We start from the raw sequence: 22,643 nt of genomic DNA on the forward strand, positions 1-22,643 counted from the left end.
AAACAGTCCCTCATTTCAAAAGAAATGAGGGACTGTGTCGTTATAGATAGTTCAACGGATTGACGCTGCTTGCCGCCGATGTCGCACTGTAGACGTATGTTCCGCGATGCAGTTCAAAATGAAGATGCGTTCCGAACGCATTTCCTGTTTGACCGACCGTACCGAGAAGCTGTCCTTTTGAGACCGATTGTCCGACTGAGACCGATCGGCTGTTCATGTGGGCATAGAGACTCGTGAAGGAAGCGCCGTCAATCGAATGCTTGACCATGACATAATTGCCGTACGCACCTTTTAATTGAGAAGTGATGACTTTCCCGGCTGCCGTTGCATAAACCGGTGTGCCTTTCGGGGCACCGTAATCGATTCCGTTATGGAACGTATAGCCGTAGACACCGCTTGCTTGACCATATCCTTGCGTGATCGGTCCACTGGTCGGCGTGATGAAATCGTTTGAGGCTTTGGTTGCCCCACCCGAATTGGTTAAGCTCGTGACCGTATATTTTTTAACATAATCGGCATGGACAAATCGTTTGTTGCCATTATATAAGAATTTAATCCAGTCTCCCGTCCGACCGAGGTAACGGAAGGTTTGTCCGCTGTTGACGATCCCGACCTGAGAACTGCTTGTGGACGAACTGCTTCTGACGCGGAGATTATCGACCATGATTTTGATTTTATATGATGTCGTGACAGAATATTTTTTGACATATGTAGAAGAGACGTAGACTTTACGTGATCCGTACAGAATTTTTGTCCAATTTCCGGTCCGGCCTAAGTATTTGTATGTATCGCCTTTATCAAGACCTGTGATGATACCGTATGTCGTCGCGGGACCGGTGCGGGCACGCAATCCATCGTTCATGACTTTGACCTTATAAAACGTTGCCGCATCAGCTTTTGGAACGGCATATGTCGAGAAACCGGCGACGGCGATAGCGGATACCGTCAGCGTAGTAAATAATTTTTTCAAATCAGTAAATCCTCCTTTGAATCTGTCGGACTGAATCCGTATGTGGGTGGAGCAATATGTAAGGTTGTTCTATGATTTCTTAGATGAGTGTACCATTAGTAAAAATGTTTAAATATTACAATATTATTTCTATAATGTTTCGATATTTTATATTATAGAGAGCATAAAATCTATTTTACCTTAATTTAGGAATTTTAATTTTTATTGATTTTTCTGTAAAACCTAGATTTTTATTGATTAGACAACGATTTTTAAAAAGTGTCAGGAAATCAGAACAATCATTATGTTATGATGAATTTTCCAATAATTAGAATGAATTTATTTCAGAGGACTTATTTTCAAAAAGGTTTAAAAAAACGGACAACCGAAAACGGCTGTCCGAAATGATTATAAGACGCTGAGCGGATTGATCGTGTTGACGGCTGAAGTTCCGCTGTAAATGTAACCGCCGCTGTGCAGTTCGAAGTGAAGGTGTGAACCGGTTGAGTTTCCGGTGCTGCCGACATTTCCGATTTTTGAGCCTTTTGCGACTGATTGACCGGTGTAGACGGAACGTTTGCTGAGATGAGCATAAACACTTGTGTAGGTTGAACCGTTCACTTTATGTTTCATCATGACATAGTTGCCGTAGGCGCCTTGATAGCCTGATTTAATGACTCTGCCGGAAGCAGTCGCACGGACCGTTTTCCCTGCGGCTGCTGCGATATCGATGCCGTTATGGAACGTATATCCGTAGCGGCCGCTCGCTTTTCCGTATCCTTGTGAGATGCGTCCGCTTGTCGGACGGAGGAAACCTGTTGAATGGGAAGCTTTTTTGGCTGTTGCCTTTTTCCCGATGCTGTATCGTTTTACATAACTGGAATAGACGTACCGTTTTTTACCGCCATACGAAATTTTTGTCCACTTGCCTTTTTTACCATAGTATTTGAAGGTCTTCCCGGCATTGACTCCGCCGACGATTTTATACTTTGTGGAAGGACCGGTCCGGACACGTAATCCATCGGCCATGACTTTGACTTTGTAAGAAGAAGAGCTTGCAGCCTCGACCTTACCTGTACCCGTGCTAGCGAATCCTGAAACGACGAGTGCGCTCATCGTGACGGTTGTTAAAATACGTTTCATGTAGTAGTTCCTCCTGATGTGAAAACAATTGACGGTCGATGAGTTGTGACAGATTGCATCTGTCTATAAGTTGTAGGCTGTATATGAATACTGCGTCGAAGTAGTGAATTTGATAAACCGAGTATAGCATCGAGTGTTTTGAAAATAATATTTCAGTTTGATTGCTTAAATATAGGTAATTAATATGTATTGTAATATATTGATAGGAATGATTCTGAAATACCGTCATACCAGGTAAAATTTTATTACAGGGTATGAGTTTTATGACATAATCCGGAATATGTGAAAATGTGATAAAGTATGGGTCGATAGCGAATTGGAGGAGAAGATGAAGATGGATATCAAGTTTACAGTAGGGCAACAACGCTTTAACCACCGGGCAGCGGCAGTCATTATCAAAGACGGACATCTGTTGATTCACCGGAATGTCCGGGATGAGTTTTGGGCATTGCCGGGCGGAAGGATTCAATTGATGGAGAACGGGGAGGCGGCAATCGTCCGGGAAATCAAAGAAGAACTCGGATTAAAGGCCGAGGTCACACGCTTTTTATCCGTTCATGAAAACTTTTTTACATATGAAGACGTGTCTTTTCATGAAGTCGGCTTTTATTATGAAGTAACTATTTTGGGTGATATGGCGGTCACGACCGAAGAATTTTTTGGAGTGGAAGGCGAAGAATTGATTTATCGATATGTTCCAATCGAACAATTAGAGACAGTGAAGCTGTATCCTGAAAAATTGATGAAAATGATTCAGTGTGGTGAATGGTCGCCATTATTTTCAAATGAAGAATGACTATGTTACTTTTCTTCTTTTCATATAGAAGAAACGAACTAAAAAAACGATAATTTTTATCGTTTTTTTTTCGTTAGACGTTTATTGATATATGGCAAGGGAATGTTAATGAAGGTAGTCATTAAATAGTGAAAAGGGGTTGGGTCATATGCGTGAAGAAGAATTGGAGCAGATGCATCAACAAGCACGGGGACAAACACAGGATCAGCAACCGGGAATCGAAGCGGAAATGCATCCTGAACCGGTGTACGACGACCCGGAATACGTCGGATCAGGTAAGTTGAAAGGCAAAGTGGCGTTGGTGACAGGGGGAGACAGCGGTATTGGGCGTGCCGTCGCGATCGCCTATGCCAAAGAGGGCGCTAACGTCGCCATCGTGTACTTAAATGAGGGACGGGATGCAGAAAAAACGAAACAATTGATTGAAGGGTATGGTGTCAAGGCACTGGCGCTTGCGAAAGATGTCAGTCAACCGGAGAACGCCCAACCGATCATTGATCAGGTCATTCAAGAGTTTGGTCAATTGAATATCCTGGTCAACAATGCCGGAAAACAGTTTCCGCAAGACGATTTCTTGGCGATCACACCGGATCAGTTAAAAGAGACGTTCGAAACGAATCTCTTTTCAATGTTCTATCTGACGCAGGCTGCGTTACCGCATTTGAACAAGGAAGATTCGATCATCAATACATCGTCCGTCACGGCGTATCGCGGGGCACCATCACTGATCGATTACTCGGCAACCAAAGGGGCAATCACGACGTTGACGCGTTCGCTGGCGTCAAACTTGATTGAAAAAGGGATTCGCGTCAATGCCGTTGCACCCGGTCCGATTTGGACGCCGCTCATCCCGGCAACGTTCACAAAAGAAAAGGTGGAAGCACACGGGGAAGACACACCGATGAAACGACGCGGCCAACCGTCGGAAAACGCACCGGCGTATGTCTACCTGGCGTCACGCGACTCCAGTTACGTCACCGGTCAAACGATTCATATCAACGGCGGCGATTACATTACATCATAAGGAGGAACTCATCATGAAGAAAAATCCGAATGAAGTGCCGGAACACGAACCGGATCAACAACCGGACGAGATTCCGACAACACCACCGTCCGAAGTGCCGGAGACACCGCAGGAAGATCCAATCCGTCAACCGGAGCCGGACACGTTCCCGGAACCAACGGAAATTCCGGATACACCGCAAGAAGATCCGAACCCTTACTAAACCGATGCAACTGATTCCGGAGATAGTCCGGAATCAGTTTTTTTTGTCAGAAAAGTAAAAATATGCATTTTAATGGGAACCCTTACATAAAATCATTCGTATAAAAAATTATACAAAAAAGGGGGAAGAACACATGGAATTTCTGTTAGCATTTCTCTCACTAGGGGCAGGGTTTTGGTTTTTTTACAGTTATTTACTCGGATTTCGCAACAAAAACATCACGATGACGTTTGACGATCGGTTCTATGCACTCGAAGATCACGTCAAAGCGATTGAACAAAAATTAAAACAGGATGGAAAACTGGTCGAATATTTAGGGAACCGTCGCTTTTTGGTTAATGGAAAACGGTATCTGTTCGTCGAGCGGACGGTACCAATGTCGGGGATTCCGGTTCAACAGACGATTTTGGAATATCAAAAGTAATGGAACTCAAGATGTTGTCTCTATTTTAGAGACAGCATCTTTTTTTTGGAAAGTAATTGACAGCCAACTGTATTACCCGTATGATACAGAAAGAAAGTGTATTACTGTTTTAATACAATGAACGGAAGAAGGAGGTCAAGGACCTGATGCAATTTGACCAAAGAAGCCCGGTGTATCTTCAAGTCGTCCGTTGGTTCAAGGAACAAATCGCAACGGAAGAACTGAAGTGCGGACAGGAAATCCCATCGCGCCGGGAAATCGCCGCGCAGCTGGGAATCAATCCAAATACAGCGCAGAAAGCCTATAAAGAGATGGAGGAACAAAATTTGATCACGACAGAACGAAACGTCCCGAGTAAGATCACGATGGATCAGGAAATCGTCAAAAAAGTCCGGACGGAGATGCTCGATGAAGCCGTCGCCCAGTTCATCGAGGCCGTCCAAGCGATTCAGATTCCGCTTGGCGAAGTCGTCACGAAAGTCGAAACCGTCTATCAATCAACGGAACGGAGGAAGGTCGATGCTTGAAGTCCATGGCTTGAAAAAACGATACGGTCGGAAAAAACCGATTCTTGAAGGGGTCTCCTTTTCGGTGCGTCCGGACAGCATCACCTGTCTGATCGGTTTAAACGGCGAAGGAAAATCAACGATCTTAAAAGCCATCATGGGACTCGTCCCGGTCGATGCCGGAACCGTCCTCGTCGACGGCGAGGTCTCACGCGATAAAATTGCCTTCGTTCCGGACCTGCAGACGATGCCCGGCTATATGACGATCGGGGATGCGCTTCTTTACATGAACGACTATTATCCGGACTGGAATCCGAAAGTCGCCGAAGAACTGATGGGGTTGTTCAAGTTACTGACGACTGACAAAATTTTGGAACTGTCAAAAGGGAATCAGGCGAAGTTCAGTTTGGTGCTTGGTTTTGCACTGGACCGTCCGTACCTGTTGCTCGACGAACCGTTTGCCGGAATTGATTTATTTACGAAAGAACAGATTGCCTGGATCTTTTCGAGTCATTACATGGAAGGACGCGGCATCCTGATGACGACACATGAAATCATCGAAATCGAACACCTGATTGACCGGGTTGTCTTTTTGCAGGACGGTCGGATCATCGATGAACACGATACGGAAGAGATGCGTGAAGTATACGGAAAATCGGTCCAGGACCGGATGCGGGAGGTTTATCAGCGATGAAACAGTACCTGATGTTAACGAACGAAGAGTTAAAACGAAGCTGGAAAATGATTATATCTATCATCCTCGCGATGGCGGGTATTGAAATCCTGACCGTCGTCGGACGGGTCATCTATCATGAACGTCAGGTGCAGGAGTATATGAGTTACGCCAAAGTAAGCGAATCCGATGCTATCCGCACGATTGAAAAGTTATCGTTTGAACAAGCTAGCTCGTATTTCAGCTATATTATCTTGATCGGAGTAGCTCTTGTGTTGCTGTATGCCGTCCAGATTTGGTACCGGGACTGGCTTGGAGAGTCCAAGTACATATACCGTTTACTGTTGTTACCGGGCAACCGGGCAAAAATCTTTTTTGCTAAATTTACCTCGCTGGCTCTTGTCATCATTAGCTTCATTGGTTTGCAGTGGGTAGTCATTCAGCTCAGTTTTGTCATATTCAACTGGATGATTAAGGATGACTACCGTGCAACTTCTACTCTTGGATTGTCGCGGACTTTAAAACAGTTATATACGATGAATCTTGTAGATGTACTCGTCATTGTAACGCTCGCCCTGTTTACCGTCAGCTTTTTGTTTATGCTCATACTGCTGGAGCGGTCGTATCGGAAAACAAAAGGACTATTGTTCATCGTCCTTGAAGTCATTGCTATTGTCGTGATCATGATGGGCGGTATGTACATCATTGAAACGCTCGATATCTTTTTATCACAGGAAATATCAGCAATCATGATAGCGATTTTTGTTCTCTATTTTATTTATACGATTTGGAAAAGCCTGCGCTTGTTAAAATGGAAAATTTCGGTCTGAGGAGGACGTCATGCGAAAATTTAAATTTGTAGTTATTCTGGCAGTCGTCAGTGTTTTGACGCTCGGCATTTATACCGTCTTTATTCAATCGATCGAGGAATCGGATTTTACCGTGGAGACGATCAAAGGGAATCCGAAACAACCGGAAGTCCGGTCCATTCAAGCGGAACTATACGATAACGGTTTAAAAGATGTGGATTATAACGTTGAATTAGACGGTCATGTTCAAAAAAAGACCAATAATTTTATCAGCGATCTGTTTGAGAATCCGTCTGAGGAAAAGCGGGCTCCGGCTGACTTTCGGCGCTTCATCCGTTCTGATTACGTCACTATGCTGAAACAGGACGGCATTTCATATGCGATGGGTGCGCCGGACAATACTAAGTGGGAACTTCAGTATTGGGAAGAAGGCAAGCAGCGCGTCGTTAAAAAAATCTTTCCGGCACCTGCTGAAGCTCGGAAATTAGGGGAAACTCAAATCACGCCGTATAAGAAAATCGGGGACAGTTTATATGTCACGATCTACGATCTGCAAACGGAAGTCGGCACGCAGTTATACAAAATCGATTTAAAAGGCGATAGCATTCAAAAAATTAATTTATCTGTTTCTTCTCAAGATGAAATCTCGCTCTTAGGAATTCATAATGAAGTGATTGTCTATTACGTGATGGAAAATATTAATGGAACAGATGTAAGTAAAGAAAAATTATACATGAGCAACGGAAAAACAACAAAGCGCTTAAAAGGCTTAAAATCATTCAGCAACGGGCAAACGGAACTCAGTGCAGATGGCTCGAAGCTGATTGTACTTGAACGTGAAATGAACGATTTCAACTGGACTTTGTATGACATAAAAACAAAGCAAGTAGAAAAACATTCAATGGATATCCCGTTAGTGACGGATGAGTTTGGATTGGGTGAGTATACTACGCTTAAGGATGGTTTGATTTATACGGCGAATCGGTTGAATGATGGGATTTACAATGTTCGAGTCATCGATCCATTATCCGACCGCATTTTGTATGAAGGAAACATTAAAGACAAACTGAAGCGCGAAGAGACATCCCTAAACGGGCTGGTCTTGAAATAATAATGATACTTTTGACATTACAGCAAAAAACGCAATCTGAAACTCTCAAGGAGTTCCGGATTGCGTTTTTCAATCTTATTGATACGATTTGATGATGATATCCTGTTTCGCATAGTAACTCCACGTCAGGTCCTGCGATTCGACCTTTTTCGTTGTCACGGCAACGAATTTATTTTTACCGGTATAGATTCCGACGAAGTTCGGCGCTTTCGCCTTTTTCGCCTGAACGAATAACAAGTCGCCCGGCATCGCTTTTTTGAGTGTGACGGTTTTAAGAGGCATCGCAGCTTGTTTTGCAATCGTCCGTTCGAGTTTCAGATCACTTTTTTGATACACGTATTGCGTGAAGCCGGATGCATCAAATCCTTTTGTTGTCGTGCCACCTTCTTTATACGGAGTCCCAATCAATGATGTCGCGAGTTTTGCAATCGCGGCTTTCTTTTTCGCGAGTGCTTTTTCCGATAATGGTTTTGGTGTCTCGGCTTTAGTCGGTGTTGCAGCAAATGTCGCGATCGGACTGACCGTCGCTGTCAATAAGAGGGCAGTTAATGGAAGGGCATAATACGATTTCATAATAAAATCTCCTTTTACATAAGTGGGATGAAAAACTATCTTTACCGTATCATGCCGATTGGAAAATAAAGCAACAAATCAGATACGTTCACCTAACAGTCTTGTAAGGTTCGGTCTGAGTCTCCGGTACAAAAAGACGCCTGTTCCAAGCGCCTCACGAGAGGACACTCTGGAAACAGGCGTTTTTTAAGAACGTTGATCGAGCCGGTGACTGACGGCTGTCAACGCGGCGGCGAGTAAGGCGACGGCACCGCCGACAAGGGCGATGTTCATCATCGGACCATTCGCATAGACGAGCCCGCCGAGTGCGGAACCGAAGGCAATCCCGACGTTACTTGCGACCGGCATCAGCGAAGCAGCAAGCCCTTTCGCTTCCGGATTAAACTTTTCTGCCAGGTCGATCAGATAAATTTGCGTCGACGTCGTCAATAAAATCGACATCAAGGACATCAAGGCAATGTTGATCAGGCCAAGCGATACCGACGCTGTCGTCACGTAGAGAGCAGCGAGGACGATCGCCTGAACGATGAAGACGAACCGGAGACGGCCGATCGGATTCCGACTGGCGATTTTACCGGCCAAGATGTTACTGAAGATCGAGACGACACCGTAAGCGAGTAAAATCGGACTGATCCAGGCTGACGGCAATTTCAGTTCCAACTCAAGCACGGGCACGAGATACGTATAGACGACGTATGTCGCACCGAATCCGAATGAGGGAATGAAAAAGGCGATCATGATCCGTGGATTGGCGAGTAAACTGAGCTGTTCGCGGATTGAACCGGACGATTCCGATTGCTGGACCGGAACGACTTTCAAGACAGCAAGCAGAGCGACGACACCAAGACTGCTCGTCAGCCAAAACGTGGCAGAGTAACCGGCATGTTGTCCGATGAATGTACCGATCGGCACACCGAGGACGTTTGCCATCGTGAATCCACCGAAGATGAAGGAGACAGCGACGCCGCGTTTCGCGATCGGCACACTGTCGCTTGCGACGACCATTGCCAGTGAAATCAGGACACCCGTCAGAACAGCCGTCACGATTCTTGACAACAGCAACAGTTCATAATTCGGTGCGATCCCGCTGCAGATATTCAGGATGATCCAGACGAAAATCAGACTGAGCATTAACTTCCGCCGTTCAAGGTGTCCGGTCAAGGACATCGTAATCGGTGTTCCGATGGCGAAGGCAATCGCAAAGGCGGAGACGAGCGTGCCGGCTTTCGCAATCGTGATGTTCAGACCGTCCGCAATTTCAGATAAAATACCGACGATGACGAATTCGCTTGTTCCAAGGACAAAAGTCAACATGGATAACGTCGCGATTAACAGCCAGTCGGCTTGACTCAAACGAGTCGATGATGATGATGACATAAATAATTCCCCACTTCTGGCGCCTGTGCGCAAAAAAACTATCGTGTATCAGAATAGCATGATTTAACAAGGGCGGAAACCGAATTTGCCTGACCCGGAAAAAGAAGCATTATTGTGAATAGACAGTCAATTTCACTTGTCATGCATTCGGGTATACTAACAGAGTAGGAAACATCACTTAAATTAGAAAAGGACGTGATCTTGATGCAAGCAACAGTCATTTGGAATCAAAAGATGGGCTTCAGCGGGGAGACCGAATCCGGACATCACCTAGCGATGGATGCAGCGCCGGAAAACGGCGGGGACAATCAGGCACCCCGGCCGACAGAACTCCTGCTTCACGCCGTCGCCGGTTGTACCGGCATCGACATTGTCTCGATTTTAGAAAAGATGCGCTTGACGCTGACGTCATTTGAGATGGATATTGAAGGAGAACGGGCGGATGATCATCCCCGGCGTTTCACGACGATCTCGATTCATTACCGGCTCGAAGGTGATTTACCGGACGATAAAGTCCGCCGGGCGATTGCCTTATCAAAAGACAAATACTGCTCGGTCTCACAATCGCTGAACGCAGAAATTGAAGTCTATTACTCGATCAACGGCGTCCGGAACGAGGAACCGATTTGAAACGGATGGTTCCTGTTCTGTTGGCAAGTGTCCTCCTCGCCGGTTGTGCTGACGAGCCGGTACAACCGGTCGAACCGCAACCGAAGCCGGCGAAGAAAACAAAGCCGCCGCAGCCGGATCGACCTTCTGCTGCTGAGCGGGCAGAGAAACAACTTAAAGAAACCGTCTCGAACATGTCGACGGCGGAAAAAGTCGATCAGTTGCTGTATATCGGTGTGACGGGAACAGCTTTGACACAAGCCGACCGAACGCTGTTGCAGGATCATGCACTCGGTGGTGTGCTGTTACTCGGCGGCAACATCACGTCGACCGATCAACTGAAAACCTTTACGGCAGCGATTGCTGAAGCCCAACCGGCTGATGCAAAAGCGTTTCTCGGCTTTGACGAAGAGGGCGGACGCGTCAGTCGGGTCCCGGACGCACAGCTCAAATTATCACCGAGTCTGTCGTTCGGTCAAAAAAATGATCCGGCATTGATGAAGGAAGTCGGACAGACACTTGGTTCGATTTCCCGTTTTTACGGCTTTAATATGGACTTCGCCCCGGTTCTTGACGTGAACAGTAATCCGGCGAATCCGATCATCGGCGACCGGGCCCTCAGTGCGGATCCGCAACAGGTCGCACGGCTGGGTGTGCCGTTGATGCAGGGAATGAAAAAAGAAGACATCGTTCCGGTCGTCAAACATTTTCCGGGACACGGTGACACGACGGTCGATTCCCATGTCGGTCTGCCGCGGGTCGATGCGACAAAAGCGGAACTCGAACAGACGGAACTGGTCCCGTTCAAGCGGGCGATTGAAGAGGGGGCCGAGATGGTCATGGTCGCGCACATCCTGTTCCCGGCCCTCGACAAAAACCGTCCGTCTTCATTGTCAAAACCGGTCATGACCGGCGTCTTGCGGGATGAACTGAAGTTTGACGGAGTCATCATCACGGATGATCTCGTCATGGGAGCGATTACGGAACAGTACGGTCTTGCCCAGGCCGCAAGTCTTGCGCTTGAAAACGGTGCCGACATGGCGATGTTCTCGGCTCCGGGTACGTATACGTCCGTCCACAAGGAAATCATGGCACGGATCAAACAAGATAAATTGTCGAGAGCCGATCTCGATCAGAAGGTCATCCGGGTTTTACGCTTAAAACAAACGTATGACTTGTCGCAAACGAAACGTGTCGACGAATACCAACGCTTGATCGAGCAGGTCAAAGCGGTCGAAGCGGACATGCGACATTAATCAAGGGTAGAACAAATCGGACTACCCGTGGTAAACTACAGGCGTACCACACAAATCAATATCTACACTAGGGGAGTCTCGCAGCAGACTGAGACGGAAGTATCCGGACCCTTTGAACCTGATCTAGTTCGTACTAGCGGAGGGAAGTGGATTCCGATCATTCATAAAGGATGCGACGACTGTCGCCCTTTTTTGTAGGACCACTCCATCAGTTCATGGGGTGGTCCTTTTTCGTGTGGAAAGGGGGAAATGATGACGCAGTTACATCTGTTGACAACCGGTCAACAGGGCTGGGAAACGCTGGAACATACATTACCGGAACTCGCGATGCGTGTCGACCGGATTCATCTGCGGGAACCGCTTTGGTCCGCACGGGAGTTGGTGACCTGTATTGAGTTTTTAATGAAATGCGGGGTGCCGGCGGAACGATTAATCGTCCATGACCGTCTTGACGTCGCTCTCGTCACCGGCATCGGGATTCAACTGACGACACGCAGTATTCCGGTCGATCGTGTCCGGAGCCGTTTTCCGGAACTGCGGATCGGTCAATCGGTCCATTCGCTGACGGAAGCGGCAGCAGCAGAACAAGCCGGTGCGGATTACGTGATGTACGGTCACATTTTTGAAACCGGATCAAAACCCGGTGTACCGCCGCGGGGACTGCATGCCTTAAAACAGATTGTCGAGCAGGTCTCGATTCCGGTCATTGCGATCGGCGGCATCAAACCGGGCAACGTTCAGGAGGTCATTGCGACCGGTTGTTCGGGCGTTGCCGTCTTGTCGGGGATTCTCGGGCAAGCGAATTCGCTTAAAGCAGCTGACCGGTTCCGGGAGGTGATGCAACGATGACACGACCAGATGTCTTAATCATCGGGACCGGCATGATCGGTTTGACGCTCGGCTATGAGTTGCTTAAACGCGGACAAACTGTCCGTTTACTTGACCAGTCGACAGCCGGACAAGGGGCGACACGGGCAGCGGCAGGGATGCTTGCGACAGACGAAGAACTGCCGGAACCGTTACACGAACTGGCGGCGCTGAGCCGGACGTTGTATCCGGAGCTGGTCCGGCAATTGATGGACGAGACCGGTCTCGGGAGCGGTTATCTGGAACAGCCGTTTTGCCTGCATCGAGGAAATCAATTCTTGACGTTCGAACAAGTCGGACAAATCGATTCCCGATTAGTGACGCAGGCTTTACGGAGCGCGATCGAACGACGGGGCGGAGTCATTGAAGAAGACACATCTGTTTCGCAGCTCGTTCGGGACAAACAGCGGATCATCGGCGCCGAGACGAACCGGGGTCTGCGGACAGGCAGACAAATCATTGTCGCCAGTGGTCGTGGATCGGAAGCCGTGTTACGTTCGATCGGCATCACAATCGATACATGTCCGGTCAAGGGGGAATGCCTGTCCGTGCGCCTCATGACCGGATGGCTCGACCGGACACTGTTTAATGAACAGGTGTACCTCGTTCCGAAAGCAGACGGACGAATCATCATCGGAGCGACGGAACGGTCCGGGGATGAATCGACGACCGTCAGTCTCGACAGTATTCGTTTGTTAGTGAATCAAGCCATCAGGCTCTATCCGCCGCTTGCGGAAGCTGTGTTTGTCGAAGCGTGGGCCGGCGTCCGACCGCAAACCGGTGACGGTCTGCCGTATCTTGGACCGGTGGACGGCATCGAAGGATTATTCGTCGCAACCGGTCATCACCGGCATGGCATCTTACTGGCACCGGCGACGGCGACTGTGCTGGCAGATTGCATCATGGGGCAAAAACCGAAAGTGATGTTGGGTGCTTTTAGTCACCAGCGACAGGGGGAGAAAACGAAGTGAACATTCGTTTAAATGGAAAAGACTACGCATTGATCGAAGAAACGACGACGTTACACGACTTATTGCAACATCTGGCGATTGACGGAAAAATCGTCATCATCGAGCAGAACCGGCAGATCATCGATCGGTCCCGTTATCCGGACACGACCGTCCAACCCGGTGATGTCGTTGAAATCGTTCATTTTGTAGGAGGAGGATGAATCATGTTAGAAATCGGTGGAAAAACATTTGCTTCACGCTTGTTACTCGGAACGGGAAAATATCCGGATGCAACGACGCAACAACAGGCGGTCGAAGCATCCGGGACGAACATTCTGACGTTTTCAGTCCGACGGCTCGACGTCTTTGCTAAAGGACAGACCGACCCGCTCGCGGCACTTGATTTAAACCGCTACGATTTGTTGCCGAACACGGCGGGTGCAAAGACGGCGGAGGAAGCCGTTCGCCTTGCCCGACTTGCCCGCGCATCCGGGATGTGCGATATGGTCAAAGTTGAAGTGATCGGGTGCGACAAGACGTTATTGCCGGACCCGGTTGAAACGTTGCGGGCGTCAGAGGAACTGATCAAGGACGGTTTCATCGTCTTACCGTATACTTCCGACGATTTATTGCTGGCGCGCCGGCTCGAAGAACTCGGTTGTCATGCGATCATGCCGGCCGCATCACCGATCGGTTCCGGTCAGGGGATTCTGAATCCGCTTGCGCTCAGTTTTATCATCGAACAACTGACGGTCCCGGTCATCGTCGACGCCGGCATCGGTTCACCGGCAGACGTGGCTTACGCAATGGAACTCGGAGCGGATGCTGTCCTGTTGAATTCAGCCGTCGCCCACGCCGGAGATCCCGTTAAGATGGCACAGGCGATGAAACTGGCGGTCGAAGCGGGGCGCCTCGGTTTTGAAGCGGGACGGATCGAGAAAAAACGGTATGCGACGGCAAGCAGTCCGATGACCGGGATCAGCCGACCGTGACGGATCGGTACAGCCGGCAAGTCCGATTTCGTCCGATCGGACAAAAGGGGCAGGATCAAATGGCGGATCGTCACGTCGTCATCATCGGTGCCGGTGCACTCGGGACTGCGAATGCCGAACAGCTTGTCCGGGGAGGGGTCGGACACGTCACGTTGATTGACCGGGATCATGTCGAGTGGAGCAACCTGCAACGGCAACAACTCTATACGGAACAGGACGTGCAGGATCATTTGCCGAAGGCGGTTGCGGCCAAACGCCGGCTCGGCAAAGTCAATTCGGTGGTTTCCGTCACGGCGATCGTCGAAGATGTCACGCCGGAAAATATTGAACGTTTGGTCCGCGGCAGTGATTTAATGATTGATGCGACAGACAACTTCGGTGTCCGGATGCTGATCAATGATGTGGCGGCAAAAAGCGGTATTCCCTGGATTTTTGGTGCCTGCGTCGGCAGTTACGGCATGACTTATACGATTCGCCCCGGCCAGACCCCTTGTTTGCATTGTCTGCTTGAACATCTGCCGAAACAGCAGGAGACATGCGAGACGTCGGGCGTCATCAGTCCCGTCGTCCAGCTTGTCGCGGCGCATCAAGTGACGGAAGCCTTGAAGTATTTGACGGGAGCGGACAACGCCTTACGGCAGACGTTGCTGTCGTTCGACGTCTGGGACAATCATCAGAGTCAAATCAACGTCGGTTCTCTCAGACAATCCGCGTGCCCGTCTTGCGGAGACGATCCGGTCTATCCGTATCTGAATGCACCGATCGTTCAATTCGTGACTTTGTGCGGCCGGGATACGGTTCAAATCCGCGGCGAAGGACCGCGGGATTTAGTCCGGCTTGAACAGGAGCTGACTACACACGGGATCAGCTGTCTCCAGAATCCATATCTGCTGATGTTCAAGGCGGACGATTACCGGATTACGGCTTTTGCCGACGGGCGAATTCTTCTCCATGGCGAAGCAAATCTTCAGCAGGCCAAACAAGTATATGAGAACTATTTCACCGGAATATTCACAAAAAAGTAAAACATTTTTTTCGATACATGTTTTAGATGTTTAAAAAAGAGGTAAATAAGACTTCAGACGTAAGTCGGAGCTTTTTAGTTAAGATTGAATGTGAAGAGGAGTGATTACGATGAAACAAGAATTCGATCAATCGATCCAGTCATTGGATCAGACGAAGCGGACAGACCACGCAGCTGAAGCCGTTCAGCAGGCGAATTGGAATCCAGACCGGTATCGGACGAATCTGAATCCGTTTTATCTGTCACCTTGCAGCGTCGAACGCTGGGAAGACCGTCAACAGGAAGTTGACCGGATTGTCGAAGTCGAGCCTACATCCTCCCCTCTCCAACAGTTATTCGAGCAGAAACAGGAAGAGCATATAACAGCTACTGAACCAGGTTCCGTCAAAAATCCCGCTGGAAAATTTACGACTGGGATTGTCGTCGGAGCAATCATCGGAGGATCTGTATCCATCTTCACGTCGGTCAAACGATTTCGGCAAAAGCGTCACACCCACTGAAGATGACAAATAAGCCGTCCGAAAAACCGCCTCCCAGCTAAACAGGAAGGCGGTTTTTGTCAACTGTCAGGAGGAAGCTATAATGAATTCAGACAAACCCGAGGCGAATCCTTTTGTGGTTCTCGCAAAACCGGCGCAACGGGCCCTGAGTGAACACGGCGTGACATCATTGGAATTGTTAGCGATGTATCAGGAACATGATATTCTGCAGTGGCACGGAATCGGACCGTCCTCGATACCGAAACTGAGACAGTTGCTCGCGGAGCAGGGATTAACCTTTCACACATAACATCTACAGCGACCCAATGATCGACCGGATGAAATCCCTGGTCAATCATTGGGTTTTACTCGTTTTAGAATCACCTACAGCATCGTCAGAACCATTCGACTCATGCTAAAATAAGGATATTATAGAGAAAAAGTGAGCGTGATGAAAAATGAAATGGATTCATACAGCCGACTGGCATTTAGGAAAAATCGTTCACGGGGAATCGATGCTCGATAATCAACGCGCTGTCCTTCAGGAATTTTTACGATTGCTGGACCGGGAACAGCCGGACGCGGTGATTATTGCCGGTGATTTATATGACCGTGCCGTCCCGCCGACGGAAGCGGTTGAACTGCTGGATACGGTCTTAGCCGACATCGTGCTCGAACGGAAGATTCCGGTCGTCGCGATCAGCGGCAATCATGACTCGGCGGAACGGTTGAGCTTCGGCACGACGTTACTGCAACGGGCGGGACTGCACTTAGCCGGTAAATTAACGGACACAATCGAACCGGTAGAAATTAAAGGCGTCCGTTTTTATCCGGTCCCGTTTGCGGATCCGGCGACCGTCCGCTATATCCATCAGGATGAAACAATCCGGACGCATGATGATGCGATGCGGAAAATCATTAGTAAGATGGAGCTCGAAGGACCAAGCGTCCTCGTCGGGCATGTGTTTGTCATCGGTGGGCTGGAGACCGATTCCGAACGGCAGTTGTCGGTCGGGACCGCGGGACAGGTCAGCGCCAGCGCCTTTGCTCCGTTCACCTATACGGCGCTCGGACATTTGCATAATCCACTTGCCATCAAGTCGGAGACGATCCGGTACAGCGGTTCGTTGTTGAAATATTCGTTTTCGGAAGCCAGTCATGTCAAGGGCGTCGATATCCTGACGCTGAATGATGGTGGAACATTTGACCGCCGCTTCGAACCGTTGACGGCGAAACGAGATTTGCGTGAACTGACCGGCAGTCTCGTTGAGCTGACGGATCCGGTCTTCGTCGCGACACAAGCGACGGATGACTATATCAAAATCAATCTGACGGATGCCGAGGCGCTGATTGATCCGATGGGGAAATTAAAGAAGTTGTATCCGAACATTCTTCATCTCGAACGGACCGGGTTCACACGCGAAAGTACACGCGCGGTCCAGGCGTCACGCGATCAGGTTCAGGCGGCGACGCTGACGGATCTGTTTCGGGAGTTTTATGAAGCAGTCCGGGAAAAACAACCGACGGATGCGATGCAGACCGTCTTAGAGGAGGAAGCTGCATGCGTCCAGAACGATTAACCTTACGTGCGTTCGGACCGTTTGCCGACGAACAGACAATTGATTTCCGGGCACTCGGCGGTCGGACGATGTTTGTCATCTCGGGGAATACCGGTGCCGGGAAAACGACGATTTTTGATGCGTTGACGTTTGCTTTATATGGCGAGACGTCAGGCGGCGAACGAGAAATGAGCGATTTGCGCAGTCATTTCGCGAAACCGGAAGACAAAACGGAAGTTGAACTCGAATTTCTGTTAAAAGGCGAGCGTTACCGGATTATCCGGCAACCGAGTCAGCCGCATCCGGTTAATAAAACGGATTACGGACATGAGGCGGAACTGGCCCGGCATGACGGGACGGCTTGGAAGCCGCTTGCGCTAAAAATTCCGGAAATCCGTCAGCAAGTGCAGGAACTGTTGCAACTCGACCACAAACAGTTTTCGCAAATCCTGCTGCTCCCGCAAAATAAGTTCCGCGAACTGTTGATGGCGGAGTCGAAGGACAAACTGCAGATTCTTAAACAATTGTTCAAGACGGAACATTACGGCGAGTTTCAACAGCGTCTTCACCGGAAAGCACTTGATCTTGCAGCGACCATCAAAGAAACGAAAACGAAACAGCTTGCGAAACTCGAAGAATTACCGCTCGACCTCAACTGGTCGGAAGCGACGGAAACGACGATTCGTCACCAGACCGATACATTGCTTGCGACACTCGATGAAAAAATTGAGCAGGCGAAAACGGTGGAGCAGGCGGGACGTCAAACGCTCGAACAATTGACGGAACGGTTGCGTCAGGCGGAACAACTCGAGCAGACATTCACCGAGTACGATCAATTACTGCACCTCGAGCAACAGCTTGCTTTAACGTTGCCGGAAACGATGCGTCAGAAAGAGCAGTACGACGCGGCATCACGAGCGGCGGCGATTCAAGGGGTGTACGAAACGTTTCAGTCGGAGGAACAAACGGTCCGGCAATTAACCGGGACGAAACAAACGGTCGAATCGGAACTGGAACACTTACAACAGCAACTTGACCAGGTCAACCGGACCGTCGAACGATTGACGGTGCAGGAGCCGGAGATGCGTGAAGCGTCACGGCGTCTCGAGCAGATTGCGGACGAGCTGAAACGACTGCAGGACCAGGAACAATTGATTCGGCAACAACAGGATCTGCAACGTGCCGTCGCGCAGTTGAATCCGGACGCGTTACGCGAACAGCGGACCCGGCAACGAAGTGATCGGACCCGGTTGCAGGCGGAAATCGCGAGGCTGTCCGATGATTCGAGTACCCGTCTGTCCTTGCAGGAACGCCGGTTCGTTCTGCAATCGATCGAACAAAAACAGCAGGAATGGCAACGGAATGAAGCCGAGCGACTGCGGCTGATCGAGCATGGAACACGCGTCAAAGCGGAAAAAGAACAGGCAGAACGGACATACACGGCCGGACGGCAACATGAACGCCGTCAACTGGCAGCAGAGCTGGCGGGACATCTGGATGACGGGGAAGCCTGTCCGGTCTGTGGAAGTGCGACGCATCCGCAACTCGCTGTCAAGACGGAACCGCTTGATGTCGAAGCGTTGCACCAGGCCTACTTAACCGCACAATCGGCGCATCAGGAGTTACAGGCGACGTACCGGACAGTCTCGGAACGGAAACGGCAACTCGAACAGGAACTGGCGACACTTGCGGACGGACAGCCGGTTCCAAACGATGTGACCGCGATTCGTACAGAAATCAACGACTTGAAAAATCAAGAGAGCCGCCTGCAACAGCAACAGGAACGGAAACAGCAGCTGGAACAACAGCTCCGGACCATCGAAACGGCATTGGAACAGGCAGACCGGAAAATCGAAGAAGAGACGGACCGGCAGTCGAAACTGCAGCTGGAACTCGCACGCCTCGAAGGGATACTGAACCGAAATCCGGACGCACCGTCCCGTCGCGATCTGGAAACCGAACAGCAGACACTGACAAAACGATTGGCGGAGTTTGAAGCGGCACGGACAGCAAGTCAGAATCAAAAACAACGGCTCGATCAAGACATCGCCGCACGACGCGGACGTCTGCAACACGTCGAAGAAGAATTGACGATTCATATGGCGAAGCGCACGGAAGCGGAAGCGGCTTTAGCACGCAGTCTACAGGAAGAACGGTTTGAGACGGTCGAACAATTCGAGCAGGCGCGGATGTCGCGGCAAGCGATGGAACAGTTGGCGGAACGCCTCGAAGCCGACCGACGGAAACGGCAGGATGTCGAATCGGGTCTTGAGCGGATCCGACAACTGATTCTGCAACAGGACCGTCCGGATCTTGCCGCCCTTCGTCCGGTCGTCAGACAGGCAGAAGCGGAACTGGTGACAGCGACGGATGGCCGGATCGGTGTGGAGAAAGAACGGTTACACATCAAACAACTGGTTGATGCCTGGTCGGGTCTCCAGCAACAAATCGAGGCAGAAGATGCACGGTACGGCATCATCGGCGAACTGGCACGGGTCGGGGTTGGCGAAAACGCCCAGCGGATGACGTTTGAGACATATGTTCAAACCGCCTATTTCGATGAAATCCTGCAAGCGGCGAACCGGCATCTGCACGGGATGACATCTGGGCGGTTCCTGCTCGAACGGAAGACGGAAGCCGGAAAAGGCTTGAAAAAATACGGTCTCGATTTAAATGTCTTTGATGCCTATACGTCGCAAACACGTCACGTCAAGACGCTGTCCGGCGGGGAGAGCTTTAAGGCGTCACTTGCCCTGGCACTCGGCCTGTCGGAAGTCGTGCAGGAAGCGAGCGGCGGTGTGTCGCTTGAAACGATGTTCATCGATGAAGGATTCGGAACACTCGATCCGGAATCGCTCGAGCAGGCAATCGAAACGTTGTTATCGATTCAGGCGAGCGGTCGGATGGTCGGAATCATCAGTCACGTCCAGGAACTGAAATCGCGGGTTGATGCGAAAATTGAAGTGACACAAGGCAAAACAGGATCGACGATTCGCCTTGTCGTCGAGTGAGGGGTGCGAAATGGAAGCAAGACAAATGGTCACGAAATCAAAACTGATCGCCGATTTGAAACAACTTGGTGTGACGCCGGGCATGAAAGTGTTCGTTCACAGCGCGATGAAACAGATTGGCTGGATTCCGGGTGGCGCACAAGCTTTGATTGAAGCGTTACAGGAAGTTGTCACGCCGGACGGTCTGATCATGATGGCGGCACAGAGTACGGATAATTCGGATCCGAAAAACTGGAGTCGTCCTGCCGTGCCGGAAGACTGGTGGGAAACGATCCGTCAGGAAATGCCGGCGTACGATCCGGAGAAGACACCAACCCGGAGTATCGGCAAGGTGCCGGAACTGTTCCGGACGTTCCCAGACGTCAAACGCAGTGCCCACCCGATGTGGTCGGTCACAGCCTGGGGAAAAGACGCGGAAGCCTTCGTTGCGGGTCATACGATTGATAACGGATTCGGTCCCGGCTCCCCGCTTGAGAAGTTCATCGAAGCGGACGGGCAGATTCTGCATATCGGGTCGCCGTGGGATTCGACAACTGTTTGGCATTATGCCGAATACGGGATTGACCGCCCGCTCGAAGAATCGGGATGTAAAATGAAACAAGGAGATGAAGAAGTCTTCATTCGTTATCAGCACCGCATCATCGACAGTGATCCGTTTGGACCGATCGGTGAAGGGATGCTCGACGAACCGTTTGTCACGACAGGGAAGGTCGGACAGGCAACGTCGCATCTGGTCTCAGCCAAAGCTTCGATTCCGGTCGTGATGCTGCAACTAAATGCGTTAAATAGCTGGTTAAGCTGAAACTTTTCCGGGAAACAACCGTAATAGTGAATAGAAAAACAGAAGGAGTGAACGCAAGATGGCAACACGTTTTAAAGTGAATCCAGCCTTACGCCGTGGTTTCGAGACGGCGCGTGCCGGCGAACGGCCGATGACGAAGGCAGGGACGATGAGTAAGATTTTCCTCTTACTTGCACTCGTCACGGCAGCAGCGGGGGGAACCTGGTTCTTTTTAGCCGCTAATCCGCAATTTTTAGTGCCGGCCTTGATCGGTGGAGTCGTCCTCGGATTGATTCTTGCGCTGATCATCACGTTTAAACCACGAACGGCACCGGTACTCTCACCGGTTTATGCAATCGTTGAAGGGGTCGCCGTCGGTGCGATTTCACTGATGTTCGAAAGCATGTACCCGGGACTTGTTGGGAAGGCAGTCCTCGCGACATTTGTCGTGTCGTTTGCGATGTGGTTCGTCTATTCGACGGGCATGATTAAAGTGACACAACGTTTCCGCTCAGCAGTTACGGCAGCGATACTGTCGATTCTCGTCTTGTACGCGGTCAACTTGTTGCTCGCGTTGTTTGGTGTCGATCTGCCATTCATGACCGGCAGTTCGCCGCTTGCGATCGGGATTCAGTTCGTCATCGTGATCGTCGCTTCCCTGTCGCTCGTGATGGACTTTGATTTTATCTCGCAACAAGTCCAGGCCCGTGCGCCGAAATCGATGGAGTGGGTGGCCGCTTTCGGATTAATCGTCACGATCATCTGGCTCTACATCGAGTTGCTTGATCTGCTGTATCGTTTGGCAGCACGGGATTAATAACGATTAAAAAGGACATTTCCGTCAGACGGAATGTCCTTTTTGGTACGATTGATTGCTAAAAAACAGGTCTGTCCATGATGACAGCCTTGAAAAGAAAAAATATGACGCAGTTAATTGGATTGTCAAATCTAAGAAAATATTCTATATTTGATAAATAATATGTGCAACTGCACGGAAATTATTACGATCGACACACTCGTATTTGTCTGCTTAGAACGGCAAGAACTCAAGAAGGTGAAAAGAATGAAAATGACACGTTCGACGGATTATGCGATTCGCGTCCTGTTGTATGCGACGTTGAATCCGAACCGGCTTGTTCAAATCCAGGAAGTGGCGGATCATTATGCCATCTCAAAAAATCATTTGATGAAGATTGTCCATGCGTTAAGCAAGTTTGGTTTAATCACGTCTTATCAAGGGCGCAACGCCGGGTTTAAACTGGCCAAGGCACCAAATGAAATTACATTGGGGCAAGTCGTAGCTCTGTTTGAAGAAGTTTCCTATCTAAAAGAAGTATTGCCAACCAATGAAAAAGAGACGCTTAAGAACACACGTCAGGCCTTTGATGAAGCATTCCTTTTGTTTGCGAACGCCTTACAAGCCTACACACTGGAAGACTTGACGAAAGTAAAAGTATGATGCAACAGGAAAGTACGGTTTTCCTTTTTCCTACGGGTGAGAGGAAAACCGTGTTTCGTTGCTTGCAAT

The 22,643-nt window shown here is 49.5% G+C and carries 26 protein-coding genes and 1 riboswitch; of the genes, 22 read left to right on the plus strand and 4 right to left on the minus strand.

The window, feature by feature from the left end:
* Positions 1 to 40 precede the first annotated feature (40 nt).
* Both ABIC15_RS06960 and ABIC15_RS06965 read right to left on the minus strand, forming a co-directional pair.
* A complete protein-coding gene (locus tag ABIC15_RS06960; RefSeq protein ID WP_012370084.1) occupies positions 41 to 970 on the minus strand; it encodes a peptidoglycan DD-metalloendopeptidase family protein in 930 nt (309 codons plus the stop codon).
* A 387-nt stretch (positions 971 to 1,357) separates the two neighbouring features.
* Positions 1,358 to 2,092 (minus strand): peptidoglycan DD-metalloendopeptidase family protein, encoded by a 735-nt coding sequence (locus tag ABIC15_RS06965; protein WP_354020196.1) that lies wholly within the window; start codon positions 2,090 to 2,092, stop codon positions 1,358 to 1,360.
* 334 nt (positions 2,093 to 2,426) lie between these two features.
* Here ABIC15_RS06965 and ABIC15_RS06970 point away from each other — a divergent pair, with 334 nt between their 5' ends.
* The 8 genes from ABIC15_RS06970 to ABIC15_RS07005 all read left to right on the plus strand — a co-directional run bounded on the left by ABIC15_RS06970 (position 2,427) and on the right by ABIC15_RS07005 (position 7,637).
* Positions 2,427 to 2,888: an NUDIX hydrolase gene (locus tag ABIC15_RS06970; RefSeq protein WP_041261554.1), complete on the plus strand. Its 462-nt coding sequence runs from the start codon at positions 2,427 to 2,429 to the stop codon at positions 2,886 to 2,888.
* Between the two features lie 148 nt (positions 2,889 to 3,036).
* Entirely contained in the window at positions 3,037 to 3,912 is an 876-nt protein-coding gene (locus ABIC15_RS06975; RefSeq protein ID WP_012370087.1) for an SDR family oxidoreductase, read from the plus strand.
* Between the two features lie 13 nt (positions 3,913 to 3,925).
* Positions 3,926 to 4,114, plus strand: coding sequence for a hypothetical protein (locus ABIC15_RS06980; RefSeq protein ID WP_012370088.1), 189 nt, complete (start codon positions 3,926 to 3,928; stop codon positions 4,112 to 4,114).
* 133 nt (positions 4,115 to 4,247) lie between these two features.
* Entirely contained in the window at positions 4,248 to 4,538 is a 291-nt protein-coding gene (locus tag ABIC15_RS06985; RefSeq protein ID WP_012370089.1) for a hypothetical protein, read from the plus strand.
* A gap of 146 nt (positions 4,539 to 4,684) precedes the next feature.
* A complete protein-coding gene (locus tag ABIC15_RS06990) occupies positions 4,685 to 5,065 on the plus strand; it encodes a GntR family transcriptional regulator (RefSeq protein ID WP_012370090.1) in 381 nt (126 codons plus the stop codon).
* Positions 5,058 to 5,738: an ATP-binding cassette domain-containing protein gene (locus ABIC15_RS06995; RefSeq protein WP_012370091.1), complete on the plus strand. Its 681-nt coding sequence runs from the start codon at positions 5,058 to 5,060 to the stop codon at positions 5,736 to 5,738. Before ABIC15_RS06990 ends, ABIC15_RS06995 begins: the two co-directional genes overlap by 8 nt.
* Positions 5,735 to 6,547, plus strand: a complete 813-nt coding sequence (locus ABIC15_RS07000) for a hypothetical protein (RefSeq protein ID WP_012370092.1) — start codon at positions 5,735 to 5,737, stop codon at positions 6,545 to 6,547. The genes ABIC15_RS06995 and ABIC15_RS07000 overlap by 4 nt, the downstream gene beginning before the upstream one ends.
* Before the next feature lie 10 nt (positions 6,548 to 6,557).
* The gene (locus tag ABIC15_RS07005) at positions 6,558 to 7,637 is read left to right on the plus strand and encodes a hypothetical protein (protein ID WP_012370093.1); all 1,080 of its coding nucleotides are present in this window, start codon (positions 6,558 to 6,560) and stop codon (positions 7,635 to 7,637) included.
* Between the two features lie 75 nt (positions 7,638 to 7,712).
* Here the strand turns inward: ABIC15_RS07005 and ABIC15_RS07010 are convergent, their stop codons facing one another.
* Both ABIC15_RS07010 and ABIC15_RS07015 read right to left on the minus strand, forming a co-directional pair.
* Positions 7,713 to 8,210, minus strand: a complete 498-nt coding sequence (locus tag ABIC15_RS07010) for a C40 family peptidase (protein ID WP_012370094.1) — start codon at positions 8,208 to 8,210, stop codon at positions 7,713 to 7,715.
* 186 nt (positions 8,211 to 8,396) lie between these two features.
* A complete protein-coding gene (locus tag ABIC15_RS07015; RefSeq protein ID WP_354020200.1) occupies positions 8,397 to 9,587 on the minus strand; it encodes an MFS transporter in 1,191 nt (396 codons plus the stop codon).
* Positions 9,588 to 9,791: 204 nt separating this feature from the next.
* Between ABIC15_RS07015 and ABIC15_RS07020 the strand changes: the two genes are divergently transcribed.
* From ABIC15_RS07020 to ABIC15_RS07085, 14 genes are all read left to right on the plus strand, one after another.
* Entirely contained in the window at positions 9,792 to 10,217 is a 426-nt protein-coding gene (locus tag ABIC15_RS07020; protein ID WP_012370096.1) for an OsmC family protein, read from the plus strand.
* 5 nt (positions 10,218 to 10,222) lie between these two features.
* A complete protein-coding gene (gene nagZ, locus ABIC15_RS07025) occupies positions 10,223 to 11,452 on the plus strand; it encodes a beta-N-acetylhexosaminidase (protein WP_354020331.1) in 1,230 nt (409 codons plus the stop codon).
* Between the two features lie 59 nt (positions 11,453 to 11,511).
* A riboswitch (TPP riboswitch) is annotated at positions 11,512 to 11,614 on the plus strand.
* Between the two features lie 90 nt (positions 11,615 to 11,704).
* A complete protein-coding gene (gene tenI, locus ABIC15_RS07030; RefSeq protein WP_012370098.1) occupies positions 11,705 to 12,301 on the plus strand; it encodes a thiazole tautomerase TenI in 597 nt (198 codons plus the stop codon).
* Positions 12,298 to 13,290 carry an NAD(P)/FAD-dependent oxidoreductase gene (locus ABIC15_RS07035; protein WP_354020202.1) on the plus strand — a complete coding sequence of 331 codons (993 nt, stop codon included), beginning with the start codon at positions 12,298 to 12,300 and terminating at the stop codon, positions 13,288 to 13,290. The genes tenI and ABIC15_RS07035 overlap by 4 nt, the downstream gene beginning before the upstream one ends.
* Entirely contained in the window at positions 13,287 to 13,490 is a 204-nt protein-coding gene (thiS, locus tag ABIC15_RS07040) for a sulfur carrier protein ThiS (protein ID WP_012370100.1), read from the plus strand. Before ABIC15_RS07035 ends, thiS begins: the two co-directional genes overlap by 4 nt.
* 3 nt (positions 13,491 to 13,493) lie before the next feature.
* Positions 13,494 to 14,261, plus strand: coding sequence for a thiazole synthase (locus ABIC15_RS07045; RefSeq protein WP_354020205.1), 768 nt, complete (start codon positions 13,494 to 13,496; stop codon positions 14,259 to 14,261).
* Entirely contained in the window at positions 14,258 to 15,286 is a 1,029-nt protein-coding gene (locus ABIC15_RS07050; protein WP_354020206.1) for a thiazole biosynthesis adenylyltransferase ThiF, read from the plus strand. Before ABIC15_RS07045 ends, ABIC15_RS07050 begins: the two co-directional genes overlap by 4 nt.
* A gap of 109 nt (positions 15,287 to 15,395) precedes the next feature.
* A complete protein-coding gene (locus ABIC15_RS07055) occupies positions 15,396 to 15,785 on the plus strand; it encodes a hypothetical protein (RefSeq protein ID WP_354020208.1) in 390 nt (129 codons plus the stop codon).
* 82 nt (positions 15,786 to 15,867) lie between these two features.
* Entirely contained in the window at positions 15,868 to 16,074 is a 207-nt protein-coding gene (locus ABIC15_RS07060) for a helix-hairpin-helix domain-containing protein (RefSeq protein WP_354020210.1), read from the plus strand.
* A gap of 148 nt (positions 16,075 to 16,222) precedes the next feature.
* Positions 16,223 to 17,344, plus strand: coding sequence for an exonuclease SbcCD subunit D (locus ABIC15_RS07065; RefSeq protein ID WP_354020212.1), 1,122 nt, complete (start codon positions 16,223 to 16,225; stop codon positions 17,342 to 17,344).
* Positions 17,326 to 20,334, plus strand: coding sequence for an AAA family ATPase (locus tag ABIC15_RS07070; RefSeq protein WP_354020213.1), 3,009 nt, complete (start codon positions 17,326 to 17,328; stop codon positions 20,332 to 20,334). Before ABIC15_RS07065 ends, ABIC15_RS07070 begins: the two co-directional genes overlap by 19 nt.
* Positions 20,335 to 20,344: 10 nt before the next feature.
* Positions 20,345 to 21,136, plus strand: a complete 792-nt coding sequence (locus tag ABIC15_RS07075) for an AAC(3) family N-acetyltransferase (RefSeq protein WP_354020215.1) — start codon at positions 20,345 to 20,347, stop codon at positions 21,134 to 21,136.
* 58 nt (positions 21,137 to 21,194) lie between these two features.
* The gene (locus tag ABIC15_RS07080; protein ID WP_012370108.1) at positions 21,195 to 21,932 is read left to right on the plus strand and encodes a Bax inhibitor-1/YccA family protein; all 738 of its coding nucleotides are present in this window, start codon (positions 21,195 to 21,197) and stop codon (positions 21,930 to 21,932) included.
* A 246-nt stretch (positions 21,933 to 22,178) separates the two neighbouring features.
* Positions 22,179 to 22,574: an RrF2 family transcriptional regulator gene (locus tag ABIC15_RS07085; RefSeq protein ID WP_354020217.1), complete on the plus strand. Its 396-nt coding sequence runs from the start codon at positions 22,179 to 22,181 to the stop codon at positions 22,572 to 22,574.
* Positions 22,575 to 22,643 lie beyond the last annotated feature (69 nt).

The sequence above is a fragment of the Exiguobacterium sp. PvP048 genome, assembly GCF_040549175.1.
Lineage (GTDB): Bacteria > Bacillota > Bacilli > Exiguobacteriales > Exiguobacteriaceae > Exiguobacterium_A > Exiguobacterium_A artemiae.

Bases quoted from the DNA above. Each gene is read 5' to 3' on its own strand.
- ABIC15_RS06980 (WP_012370088.1), top strand. From the start codon at position 3,926: ATGAAGAAAAATCCGAATGAAGTGCCGGAACACGAACCGGATCAACAA.
- ABIC15_RS07060 (WP_354020210.1), top strand. From the start codon at position 15,868: ATGAATTCAGACAAACCCGAGGCGAATCCTTTTGTGGTTCTCGCAAAA.
- ABIC15_RS07020 (WP_012370096.1), top strand. From the start codon at position 9,792: ATGCAAGCAACAGTCATTTGGAATCAAAAGATGGGCTTCAGCGGGGAG.
- ABIC15_RS07045 (WP_354020205.1), top strand. From the start codon at position 13,494: ATGTTAGAAATCGGTGGAAAAACATTTGCTTCACGCTTGTTACTCGGA.
- ABIC15_RS07005 (WP_012370093.1), top strand. From the start codon at position 6,558: ATGCGAAAATTTAAATTTGTAGTTATTCTGGCAGTCGTCAGTGTTTTG.
- ABIC15_RS06970 (WP_041261554.1), top strand. From the start codon at position 2,427: ATGGATATCAAGTTTACAGTAGGGCAACAACGCTTTAACCACCGGGCA.
- ABIC15_RS07065 (WP_354020212.1), top strand. From the start codon at position 16,223: ATGAAATGGATTCATACAGCCGACTGGCATTTAGGAAAAATCGTTCAC.
- ABIC15_RS07010 (WP_012370094.1), bottom strand. From the start codon at position 8,210: ATGAAATCGTATTATGCCCTTCCATTAACTGCCCTCTTATTGACAGCG.
- tenI (WP_012370098.1), top strand. From the start codon at position 11,705: ATGACGCAGTTACATCTGTTGACAACCGGTCAACAGGGCTGGGAAACG.
- ABIC15_RS07035 (WP_354020202.1), top strand. From the start codon at position 12,298: ATGACACGACCAGATGTCTTAATCATCGGGACCGGCATGATCGGTTTG.
- ABIC15_RS07000 (WP_012370092.1), top strand. From the start codon at position 5,735: ATGAAACAGTACCTGATGTTAACGAACGAAGAGTTAAAACGAAGCTGG.
- ABIC15_RS06995 (WP_012370091.1), top strand. From the start codon at position 5,058: ATGCTTGAAGTCCATGGCTTGAAAAAACGATACGGTCGGAAAAAACCG.
- ABIC15_RS06985 (WP_012370089.1), top strand. From the start codon at position 4,248: ATGGAATTTCTGTTAGCATTTCTCTCACTAGGGGCAGGGTTTTGGTTT.
- ABIC15_RS06975 (WP_012370087.1), top strand. From the start codon at position 3,037: ATGCGTGAAGAAGAATTGGAGCAGATGCATCAACAAGCACGGGGACAA.
- ABIC15_RS07085 (WP_354020217.1), top strand. From the start codon at position 22,179: ATGAAAATGACACGTTCGACGGATTATGCGATTCGCGTCCTGTTGTAT.
- ABIC15_RS07070 (WP_354020213.1), top strand. From the start codon at position 17,326: ATGCGTCCAGAACGATTAACCTTACGTGCGTTCGGACCGTTTGCCGAC.
- ABIC15_RS07075 (WP_354020215.1), top strand. From the start codon at position 20,345: ATGGAAGCAAGACAAATGGTCACGAAATCAAAACTGATCGCCGATTTG.
- ABIC15_RS06990 (WP_012370090.1), top strand. From the start codon at position 4,685: ATGCAATTTGACCAAAGAAGCCCGGTGTATCTTCAAGTCGTCCGTTGG.
- ABIC15_RS07080 (WP_012370108.1), top strand. From the start codon at position 21,195: ATGGCAACACGTTTTAAAGTGAATCCAGCCTTACGCCGTGGTTTCGAG.
- ABIC15_RS07055 (WP_354020208.1), top strand. From the start codon at position 15,396: ATGAAACAAGAATTCGATCAATCGATCCAGTCATTGGATCAGACGAAG.
- ABIC15_RS06965 (WP_354020196.1), bottom strand. From the start codon at position 2,092: ATGAAACGTATTTTAACAACCGTCACGATGAGCGCACTCGTCGTTTCA.
- nagZ (WP_354020331.1), top strand. From the start codon at position 10,223: ATGGTTCCTGTTCTGTTGGCAAGTGTCCTCCTCGCCGGTTGTGCTGAC.
- ABIC15_RS07015 (WP_354020200.1), bottom strand. From the start codon at position 9,587: ATGTCATCATCATCATCGACTCGTTTGAGTCAAGCCGACTGGCTGTTA.